The 10,109-nt window shown below is 68.0% G+C and carries 7 protein-coding genes; 5 read left to right on the top strand and 2 right to left on the bottom strand.

Annotation, left to right across the window (positions count from 1 at the left end; all coding sequences use genetic code 11):
• A partial coding sequence (locus KGA66_RS13030; protein WP_312886892.1) for a LamG-like jellyroll fold domain-containing protein occupies positions 1-3,050 on the top strand: 3,050 nt, incomplete at its 5' end.
• Positions 3,051-3,488: 438 nt separating this feature from the next.
• Complete coding sequence (locus KGA66_RS13025; protein WP_211468173.1) at positions 3,489-4,715, top strand: ISAs1 family transposase; 1,227 nt, start codon at positions 3,489-3,491, stop codon at positions 4,713-4,715.
• Positions 4,716-4,805: 90 nt separating this feature from the next.
• On the opposite strand, the gene KGA66_RS13020 is transcribed toward KGA66_RS13025, so the two are convergent.
• Positions 4,806-5,231, bottom strand: a complete 426-nt coding sequence (locus KGA66_RS13020; RefSeq protein ID WP_211468171.1) for a hypothetical protein — start codon at positions 5,229-5,231, stop codon at positions 4,806-4,808.
• 206 nt (positions 5,232-5,437) lie between these two features.
• On the opposite strand from KGA66_RS13020, the gene KGA66_RS13015 reads away from it, so the two are divergent.
• The 3 genes from KGA66_RS13015 (at position 5,438) to KGA66_RS13005 (ending at position 9,811) form a co-directional block, all read left to right on the top strand.
• Entirely contained in the window at positions 5,438-5,776 is a 339-nt protein-coding gene (locus tag KGA66_RS13015; RefSeq protein ID WP_211468155.1) for a hypothetical protein, read from the top strand.
• A gap of 160 nt (positions 5,777-5,936) precedes the next feature.
• Complete coding sequence (locus KGA66_RS13010) at positions 5,937-6,473, top strand: hypothetical protein (RefSeq protein WP_211468153.1); 537 nt, start codon at positions 5,937-5,939, stop codon at positions 6,471-6,473.
• A 170-nt stretch (positions 6,474-6,643) separates the two neighbouring features.
• The gene (locus KGA66_RS13005) at positions 6,644-9,811 is read left to right on the top strand and encodes a WD40 repeat domain-containing protein (protein WP_211468151.1); all 3,168 of its coding nucleotides are present in this window, start codon (positions 6,644-6,646) and stop codon (positions 9,809-9,811) included.
• Here KGA66_RS13005 and KGA66_RS13000 read toward each other — a convergent pair.
• Positions 9,803-10,054, bottom strand: a complete 252-nt coding sequence (locus KGA66_RS13000; RefSeq protein ID WP_211468150.1) for a hypothetical protein — start codon at positions 10,052-10,054, stop codon at positions 9,803-9,805. The genes KGA66_RS13005 and KGA66_RS13000 overlap by 9 nt on opposite strands.
• Positions 10,055-10,109: the final 55 nt, after the last annotated feature.

The raw sequence follows: 10,109 nt of genomic DNA, 5'->3' as shown, positions 1-10,109 counted from the left end.
CCTGGACCCACCTGGTCGGCGTCTACGACGCCACCGCCAAGACCGCAGCCTTCTACGTCAACGGCGCCCTGATCGGCACCACCGCCGTCGCCGCCACCTTCAACGCCCCCGGCCCCCTGGTCATCAATGCCGTGAAAACCACCGGCGGCACCCTGTCCAACCAGGTCCCCGGCGAAGTCAGCGACGTGCAAACCTATACGCGCGCCCTGACAGCCACCGAAGTCAACGCCATGTACTCCGCCGCCAACGTCATCATCGCTCCCCAGTCCAACGGTCCCCACACGCTGTGGGTCTACGCCCGCGACGCCGCCGGCGACAGCAACATCGGCTGGACGTCCTATCCCTTCCTCGCTGCAGGCCATGCCAACACCGTCTGCGCGAGCTTCATCGCATGCCTGAACAACACCGCCGTCAGCCCCGACAACAACCCTTCAGAGGGCGCCGCCGACGGTTACTTCAGCTTCTCAGCCACCGACCTGACCAACGCCGGCTGGAAAGCCCAGCAAAGCGTCACCATCGACGGCGCCACCTTCACCCTCCCAGCCTTCGGCACCGGCGCGCACGACAACATCCTGGCCGCCAACCAAACGATCCCGGTCACCGGAACCGGCAACGCCCTAAGCCTGCTGGTCACCGCCACCAGCGCCAACGCGGCCATCACCGCCACCGACCCCAACTACAACGCCGCACCCTACGCTCCACCCGGCACCGCCATCGCCGACAACTGGTGCGATCTCGGCACCAACACCCAGGCCCCCTGCCCGGCCACCTTCGGCACCATCAACTACACCAGCGACAGCTCCACCTACGACCTGACCGTCCCGGACTGGGTCACCGGACCCGCATCGATCGCGGCCGTCACACTGCCGCACCGCAACTCCCCCGGCGGGCAGCAAACCACCCCCGCGAAGATCTACATGTTCACCGTCCCGCTCAACGCGAACGAGACCATCACGTCGATCACCCTGCCCGACCTGACCGGTCAGCTTGTCGCCGGCGGCCCCGCGCTGCACGTCTTCGGCATCGCGCTGCGCAACATCAACACCTCCACCACCCAAGTCAACACGACCGTCACCCCCAACACGATCACCGCATCCACCCTGCCGACCGGCACCAACTGGACCGGCGCCTGGGCCAACCCCTCCGAAGGCCAGTACAACTTCCAGGGCTCCAACTTCAACAACCAGACCTTCCGCATCGCCCTGAAACCCTCGATCTCCGGCAGCGCCGTGCGCATCAAACTCGACAACGCCCTGGGCGCCAACCCCCTCTCGATCGGCAAAGCCACCATCGCCCTGGACGCCACCAGCGGCGGACTGCCCACCGCACTACCCTCGGGATCCTTCACTCCACTCACCTTCGGCAGCCAGCCCGGCACCAGCATCCCCGCCGGCGCCATGGCCTACGCCGACCCGCCCGCCTCCTTCCCGGTGACCGCCAACCAGTGGCTCCTGGTCTCCTTCAGCCTCACCAACACCGTGCCCTACCTCGTCCAGCACTCCTGGGCCAACACAGCCTACGAATACCTCTCCGCCACCGGCACCGGCGACAAGACCACCGACACCAGCGGCACACCCTTCACCGGCACAGGCACGTATCAGGGCTGGTTCACCGACGTCCTAACCGACCTGGACGTCGCCACCACCGGCGACGCCACCCAGGCGGTCCTGGGCGACGGCCTGATCGACGCCTGGCAGCCCAACACCAGCCCGATCGGCTCCACCAGCATCCGCCTATCCGACGACCTGGCCGCCGCCGAACCCAGCACCCCAGTTCCCTACGGCACCATCGCCGAAGGCATCGAATCCAACCAGATCATGACCGACAACCCCGAGACCTACTCCGGCGGCGCGGTCGGCGGCCCCTCGGCGCTCTCCCGCATCGACCGCGACATCCTCGACCACCCCGAGATCACCACCGTCCTGGTCTACGAAGGACTCGACGACGTCCTCAACGGCGCCGACAGCAACACCCTGATCAATGATGGCTACAAAGCCCTGAACAACGAACTGGCCGCATTCAACATCACACCCGTATACGTCCTACTCACCCCCTGCGACGGCTACGCCGGCGACGGCGCCGCCGCGTCACCAGGCACATACGGCAACGACCCGTGCACCACCACCGTCGATCAGACCCGCCAAGACGTCAACAAGGACCTGACCAACTACGCCTACTACATCGACGCCCCCGGCAACCTCGGCATCACCGACACCAGCAACGGCGAAACCCAACTCGACCCCAACGCCCAAACCGCCGACCACGTCAACCTCTCCATACCCGGCTACGCCGCCCTCGCCAACGCCTACCTCATCCCCCAGGACACCTGGCCCCTCGCAGACGGCGCCGACGGCGCCACCTTCCTGTCCACCGCCGTGGACACCGCCGCCCAGAACGCGGCCGCACACGACCCGTACCTGGGCACCATGAACAACCCCGGCCAGAACCCGATCAACCTCAACGGCACCAACGCAACCAACTACACCTGGACCACCGACACCACCCGCGCCAACACCCTCGACCCCGACGGCACCGTCCTGAGCCTCGACGGCACCGCCGGCTACGGAGCCAGCAGCGGACCGGTGCTCAACACCTCGCAGAGCTTCGGCGTCTCCGCCTGGGTCAAACTCTCCTCCACCACCCACAACGCCGTGGTCGCCGCACAGGACGGCACCACCGAAAGCGGCTTCTACCTCGGGTACGGCACTGCTAGCGGCGGCGAGTGGAACCTGTACTTCATGGCCTCCGACACCACCAACCCCGCCTGGCAGCCGCAAGCAGCCGCCACCGGCGCCACCACCAACTGGACCCACCTGGTCGGCGTCTACAACGCCGCCACCAAAACCGCCCAACTCTACGTCAACGGCGCCCTCGCCGCCACGGCAACCGGAATCACCACCTGGAACGCCGCCGGCGCCTTCACCCTCGGCAGAGACCTCTACAACGGCAACCCCGCCGACTACTTCCCCGGAGAAATCAGCAACGCACAAGACTGGGACTATGCGCTGAGCGCACCCCAGATCACCGCCCTCTACCACCAGATCCGGTAGGCACCACAAGTGCGTGACTGCGCGGCCGCGCCGACAGCAACCATCGGCGCGGCCGCGCAGTCACGACCGGCATACAAGCAGTTTTGACAGCGCATACCGAACCGTCACCACTTGCCGACCGCGACGGCTGACCGCACCAGCGGTGAAACACCCGTACCCGCACCCACCGCGTGGCAGGTCCAGGATTCGAACCTGGGTAGCTTTCGCGACGTTTTTGAGACCTGCTCACACAAGCCTCTGACCAGCTCCTTCGCCTCCAGACCGCGGAACTTGGGCACACATTCGGCAAGAACACCCGTCGACAGCCGCGCCTCGCCGGAGACGCAGGGCCAATGACAAAGTGATCTTGTGGGTGGGTTTGCGGGGTTTTACCCGTGGTCTGTGCGGGGCTGCCGGGGGCCGGCTTGCAAGCGGGCACGACGTCTGAGGAGCATTCAGGTGTCTACGCTGTCTGATCCGGGAGCCGTCGTGCCCGCCGTTGAATCCTGCCCCATCCCCTGCGCCTCTGGCCAGCGCGGTTTGAGCCCGGCTTGCCTGCCGGCGTTCTTCGCGCAGGTCCCGGATCCGCGTGACCCGCGCGGGCGGCGTCACGCGCTGCCGGTGATCCTCGCCCTGGCCGTGTGCGCGATGGCGGCCGGACACGGCAGCCAGGACGCGATGGCCGAGTGGTGCGCCGACGCCCCGCAGGAACTGCTCGCGCAGGTCGGGGCGCGGTGGGAGGCGCTGCGTGGCAGGTATGTCGGCCCGGAGGGCCGTACGGTGCGCCGGGTCCTGCAACGCGTGGACGCCGGTGTGCTCGATGCCGTGGCCTGCGGGTTCACCGCAGCGCACACCCCGGACCCCGACGCCGGGAGACCCGTGGCATCGCGCCCGGCGCTGCGGGCGATCGCGGTGGACGGCAAGGTGCTGCGCGGCTCGGGCGCCACGGGGTTCGCGGCGGTCACCCTGCTCGCTGCGCTCGACCACGTCGCCGGCACGATCCTGGCCCAGCGGCAGATCGACTCCAAGACCAACGAGATCCCCGAGGCGCGCATCCTGCTCGGCGGCATGGACATCGCAGGGTCCGTCATCACGATGGACGCCCTGCACACCCAGCGGGAAACCGCACGCCACCTGCATGAACACGACGCGCACTACGTTTTCACGGTCAAGGCGAACCAGCCCGCACTGCTCGAAGCCTGCCACCGGCGCATCACCGTACAAGGACGCACGAACGGGGAGCACCACGAGAGCGAACGCACCCGCGGGATGATCCGCGAACGCCACCTGACCACCGCGGACGCCGCGGGGATCGACTTCCCCGGCGCGAAACAGATCGCCAGGATCATCCGCTACACCCGGCGGGCGGGCACCACGGGCCGGCTGACCAAGGAGGTCGTCTACGTGATCACCAGCCTGCCGCCCGAACTGGCCGGGCCGGGCGAACTGGCGGCCCTCGTGCGCGGACACTGGCGGATCGAGAATCAATGCCACTACGTGCGCGACGTCGCCTTCGGTGAGGACAAGTCCGCGATCAGCACCGGAACACTGCCACGGATCATGGCGACCCTGCGCAACCTCGTCATCAGCATGCTGCGCCTGGCCGGCGAAACCAACATCGCCAAAGCCCTGCGCAAACACGCGCGCAGGCCCGAACTCCTGACAGAACTACTCCACCTGATCTGACGATCACTCATAAAACGGACGAAAGCCTACTTTGACATTGGCCCTGGCCGGAGACGGCCGGACCGCCACCAGGTTGTCGCGGCCGTTGCATCACACCACCGAATTACTGCTACGACGACGATAATCTGACTTGCGGCCCCAGTGCTGCAGGTCGTGCTGCAAAGTGCAACCGTAGGCAGCTGATCGGATCCGCCTCAGGCGCCGCAGATTCGGCGATGCGTCGAGTGGGTTCGCCAACGGCACAGTGAACTGCTCCGGCATCGGATCAGGCCGGAGCTGTTCAGTTGTCGGCAGGCCCGGACGCGGCAGCACCTCGAGCGGTGCGACCCGCGGCACGAGCCGGCCGGGCGGGTACCGGTCCGACGTGGTGATCCCCGCCGGCAGCTCCCCACCCGGGCCGTCCCACGGGCCGAGCAGATCCCGCTCGAGGAACCGCTCCAGTTCGGCCCGGACCTCATACGATGTCGCCTGCCCCGCGGTGTCCCCAGAAATCTGCGCACTGGCTGATGTGCTCACCCTGCCGGGATTACGGGACGGCCCGGACAGTCACCGGTCGATCCGGACCGAATCCGCCGTCGGCGGTGTCGTCGTCTCTTCGGGGATTGCAGCTCCCGCCGAACCGCCGGGCGCTAAACTGAGCCAGCACCCTGCCGTGTGGTTGCCCGGTCTCCGACTCCGGATCGGCATGACAGCTGTTCGTCCGTTGAGCGAGGAGTGGCCCCGTGCTTGTACTCGATGCGAGCATCTGGGGTCTGGGCGGCGCGCTCCTCGTGGAAGCCTTGGATCTGACCAAGGCGATGAAACGGGTCAACGGGTTCCCGTGGAATCAGCCGGGAGAGTTCTCATTCCTGTCGTTCGCAATGTACACGGGCCTGAGGCTGGGCATCGGGGCCGGGGTAGCGGCTGGGCTGGGTTCCCAGGGGTCTGTCGGGAACGGCTGGGGCGCCCTCCTCGCCGGGGTCGGCGCCGTGGCGACGTTGGAGAGGGCTCTTCAACGGTCGGTGCCGTTGCCGGCGGCACAGGCCGTCGCCCCCTTAAGCGGGGGCGACGATGCGAACTGATTCGCCGGTGCACCGTTTCCTCCTTGGACTAGGCAAGGTCACCCCGGCTTTCGCACCGGTGCCGTCCGCCGCTCCGGAGCGCGGAGTGTTCGCGCGTTTGCGTGCGGGTCTTGCTCGAACCACTCCGGCCTTCTCTCCGCTGCCGCGGCTGGCAGGGTCCGTGGCGGTTCGCGGCCGTCGTGCCGAGCCGTCGCTGGTGCTACCCGGGTTGGGCGACTTCATCGGTGTGCTGCCCCGGTTGGACCGGGTCCGCGCGAGGGCAGCGAACACCCAGGAGGAGGCCGCGCCGCTGGAGACCGAGTGGTCCAGCGACGAACGGGACATGCGGTGCGTGTTGCGTGAGGCCGGCCCGGACGAGGTGGAGCTGATCATCGAGGCGTACCAGCTCCCGCCCGGGCAGCAGCTTTTTGAGGTCCGGGTGGCCACGGTGCGGGGCAATCTCGATTTCCTGGTGCCAGCGACGACCGGCGACGCTGGCTGGTCCGCCGCGGCGTTGTCGATCCCTGATGCCGGCAGTTCGGTGGAGGTGGCGGTTCTGCGTCTTCGCCCTGCGACGTCGCTGGGGGCCGGGGACCTGCCGGTCATCGGCCGTTCGGTACGGAGTACGGGCGGGGCCGGTCACGCTGCGTGGGACGCGATCCGCGGAAGGCTTCCCGAGGGCGACCCAGTGCGAGAAGGGATCTCCGCGGAACTATGACGGGCGGGGGCGAGCAAACGGTCAGGGAGAATTCGGCGCCGAGTGCGCCGGACCGCAGCATGCCCCTCAGTCTGGGTGCGTCGAGACTGCGGTTCCGGGAGTTGACGCAGGATCGCGCGGGCCGCTGGTTTCAACTGTGCTCGGATACGTTGCGCACGGACCCTGCCGGCTTGTCGGCCTTGCTGGACGCGCAGGGCGAGAACGTCAAGGCACTGCTGGAGAGGTCGAAGCCGTGGCCGCGTCAGGCGGACGGTCCGGCGGCTGAGTCACGCGAGCGTCCCGCGTTGTCGGCTGCCCGCGCGGTCCTGTCGGTGGCGCTCGCTCTCGCCGCCCCGGATTCCGCGGCGGAACTGGTTCGGCAGTCGTCTGCGCACTGGCAGCGCGCCGAGGTCGTACCGGGCGGATTGCCCCACGCTTTTCCCGATGCGCTTTTCGCGACCTCGGACAGACAGTTGCGTTCGGTGCTGCATCAGGTGGAAGAGTCCGCAGACGGCCCTGCTGCAGCCTACGTCGCGCTGGTCGCTCTGGCGCTGCGGGCTGGCCTGCCGAGCCCGGCCGCCCAGGTCGAGCTCCCGGTGCTTTTCGACCGGGGCGGGTCGGGCGGCTCGGCGGTGCTGCGGCTCAGGGCACTGCCGGTCGGTCCTTCCGGGCTTTATCCTGATCCGGTTCTGATGCCGTTCCTGGTCAGCGACGCGGCGTTCGGTGAGTCGTTGCTCAGGGCGTGGTCTGCAGCTCCGCAGCGGCCTGAGGGATGGTGTGTCACGTGGGCGATCGTCGATCACGAAGTGCCCTGCAACGATGTCATCTACGGGTCACTCGGCGCCGCGTTCGCGGTGGCGCTCGATGAGTTGACGCGGCGTCTTCGCCGCTGGCTCGGTCGGATCCCGGTGGTCCGGCTGAAGCAGCTGGACCACCGTTGGGCGGTCAGCGGCGTGGTCGGCGCGGACGGGAACTTGGGGACGGTGACCGGCTGCGACCGAAAGCTGGAGGCGGCACGTCAAGCTGAGCTTCGCGTCGTGTTCCCCGAAGTCTGCAGTCCGGACGCTGCCCCGGCGGCGAAGCGGCTGCACGTTACGGTCGGTTATGCCGCCGATGTGCGTCAAGCCGTCCAGCTTACCCGCAAACGGTTCACCAAGGGGTTCTGGGCCGCCGTCACGACCGTGGCGGTGACCGCGGCTGTGGGCGGTTCCCTGCTGTACAGCCAGCATCTGAGTACTCAGGCACGCGACAGGGTCCAGGCGACCCGGGACACCGCGGCGAGAGTCGCGGCCACGGCCGACCAGTTGTCCGTCGGCGACAGCGGCGGCCTGTCGCTGCTACTGGCGATGGCCAGTGACGACATCGCGGCGAGCACAGGACAGAGCACTGACACGTTCGACTCTTTGGCGCGCAACTACTCCACGCTCGTGCACATCCTGCGTCCACAGCACGGCCGGTATGAGGAGCCCGCGGTTTCCGGTGACGGGACCTTGGCGCTGCTCGATACGACCGCAGGGTCGGTGCAGCTCGTGTCGACGAAGGCCGGGCGGGTACTCTGGCAGCACGACTACCCGCCCGGGCTGGAACTGTCCGCACGGCAGGTCTATGTCGACGGGCTGGCTTTCTCGCCGAAGGGCCAGGCGGCCGCATTCGCTTCATCGGACTTGAAGATCACGGTGCTTGCACCCGCAGGCGCGGCGTGGACGCCGGGAACCACGCTGACTCTGCCCGTCCCGAGCAAACGCGGGCCACTGAATTTCGAGCTCAACGCCGCGAAGCTGCTCGGATTCTCCCCGGACGGAACGTCGATCGTCGCCTACGGCGACCGGTCCGGGCTGTTCCGTTTCGACCTCGGCCATCCGGCGGCGCCCCCCGTGCACTGCACTGAACCCAGCGACGTCGTCGGTCTTGCCGTCGCCGGCGACGGCGCCCTACTCGTGCGGCCCCACGAGATTACGAAGGTGAATCCGGGCGACTGTTCGATGTCCACGGTCATGACGGCCCCCGCTGAGGCGACATGGCAGTGCGCTGTGATCCAGGCGAACGGCGTGCCGGTCGGATTCGCCACCCGCGGCTCGCAACTGCTCGCGCTCCAACCCGGCGAGGCCGAAGTGGTGCTCGGTGACCGCGGCCCCTACTCTCAGGTCCATGCCACGCTCTCCAGCGACGACGTCCACGTCAGCGCGAGCACTTCCGCGGTGACCGTTGGCTGGCAGGTGACCAGGCACGCCCAGGAGTTCGGCCTCAGGGCGCCCGGTGTCGCCGCCGCATCCGAAGGGGACACCGTCTGGGTCCATGACGGGATAGCCGAGATACTGGATCGCGGCCACACCCCGGCGACGGTCAAGGCGGTTCGGTTCATCGGCGGCCAGTCGGTGGCGTGGGCGGGCCCTGATCTGGTGATCCGCCGTTTCAGCAATGTGTACGTCGCTCCCGGCGGCGCCTCCGGGTTGAACTCGGCGAGTGCCCGGATGCTCGCCTCGCCGCCCGGTGAGTCCGTCCTCGAACTCGCCACAAGCCCGGGCGGTCCGTGGGCCGGCGCCATCCTGAGCGACAAGACGGGAACCAGGAAGTCCGTCCTCGTGTGGGACGTGCCCAGCGGCCGGCAGCTCCCGACGGCCACCGGAGCGAACGACGTGCCCATGCACGTCGCCTTCTGCGACGCGGAGCTTTTCGTCTCCTACCGCGACGGTGACCTGCGCAGATACGGGCTGCGCGATGGTCACTGGGCCCAGGCGGGTTCGCTGCGCCTGTCCGGTCACGCCCAGGCGATCGGCTGCCGTGACGGCGCCGACAGTCTGTACGCCGTGGTGGCCGACAACTCCGACTCGCCACCGACCGCGGTCAAGGTCCGCAGGTCCGATCTCGCCGTGGTGGCCACGACTCGCCTCACCGGCGCCACCGGACTCGCTCGGCTCGTCGTCCTCCAGGACGGTCAGGTCGTCATCGGCTATGGCGACGGACAGGTGATCTTCCTCGACCCGCAGTTGTTCGTCCGCGGCACGTACGCCGACAGCACGTTGGCCTACGTCCTCGGCATCGCGGAGGTGCCCGGCTTCAACCAGGTCATCGTCTCCGGCAGGGCGAAGTCCATCGTGTTGGACCGTGTCACCCGCCTTCCGCAAGCCGGTGTCTGGACGATCGGAGGGCCCTTCATCTCCGCCGATGCATCAGGCGACGGCCGGCTTCTCGCCACGTACAACTTCTTCGGCGCGGAGCTCGATATCTGGTCACTCACCAAGCCGGACCTGCGCAGACGCGTGTGCCAGGCAGTGGGGCGCGACCTGACCGCCCGCGAGTGGGCGACGTTCGTCGGTCCGAACCCCACCTACCACCCGGTGTGCGCAGGCTTACTTTGACCGGGCGTCATAGCGCTGCTGTTTGAGGGTGCGCAGCCGGTCGAGAATCTCGAAGCGAGCCACCTTCGAGACCGTCCAGCGCACACCGATCTTCGAGTCGTGGAAACCAACCCGCGGATCGACGTCCGACCAGCCGTAGGCGGCGACGACCGCGTGGTCGATCTCGCGGTGGACCTCGCGCAGCGCCTGCGCCTTGGGGTCGGCGACAGAGGCGTCGCGGACCTTGTTAGAGGTCGTCTTCAAACCCCAGCCAGCCACGTGACAGCAGGAGCTCGCGGCGCGAGGAATCAAACACCCG

It is taken from the genome of Actinocrinis puniceicyclus, from assembly GCF_018283645.1.
In the GTDB taxonomy this organism is placed as follows: Bacteria; Actinomycetota; Actinomycetes; order Streptomycetales; family Catenulisporaceae; genus Actinocrinis; species Actinocrinis puniceicyclus.
This window is presented reverse-complemented; position numbering and strand designations above follow the sequence as displayed.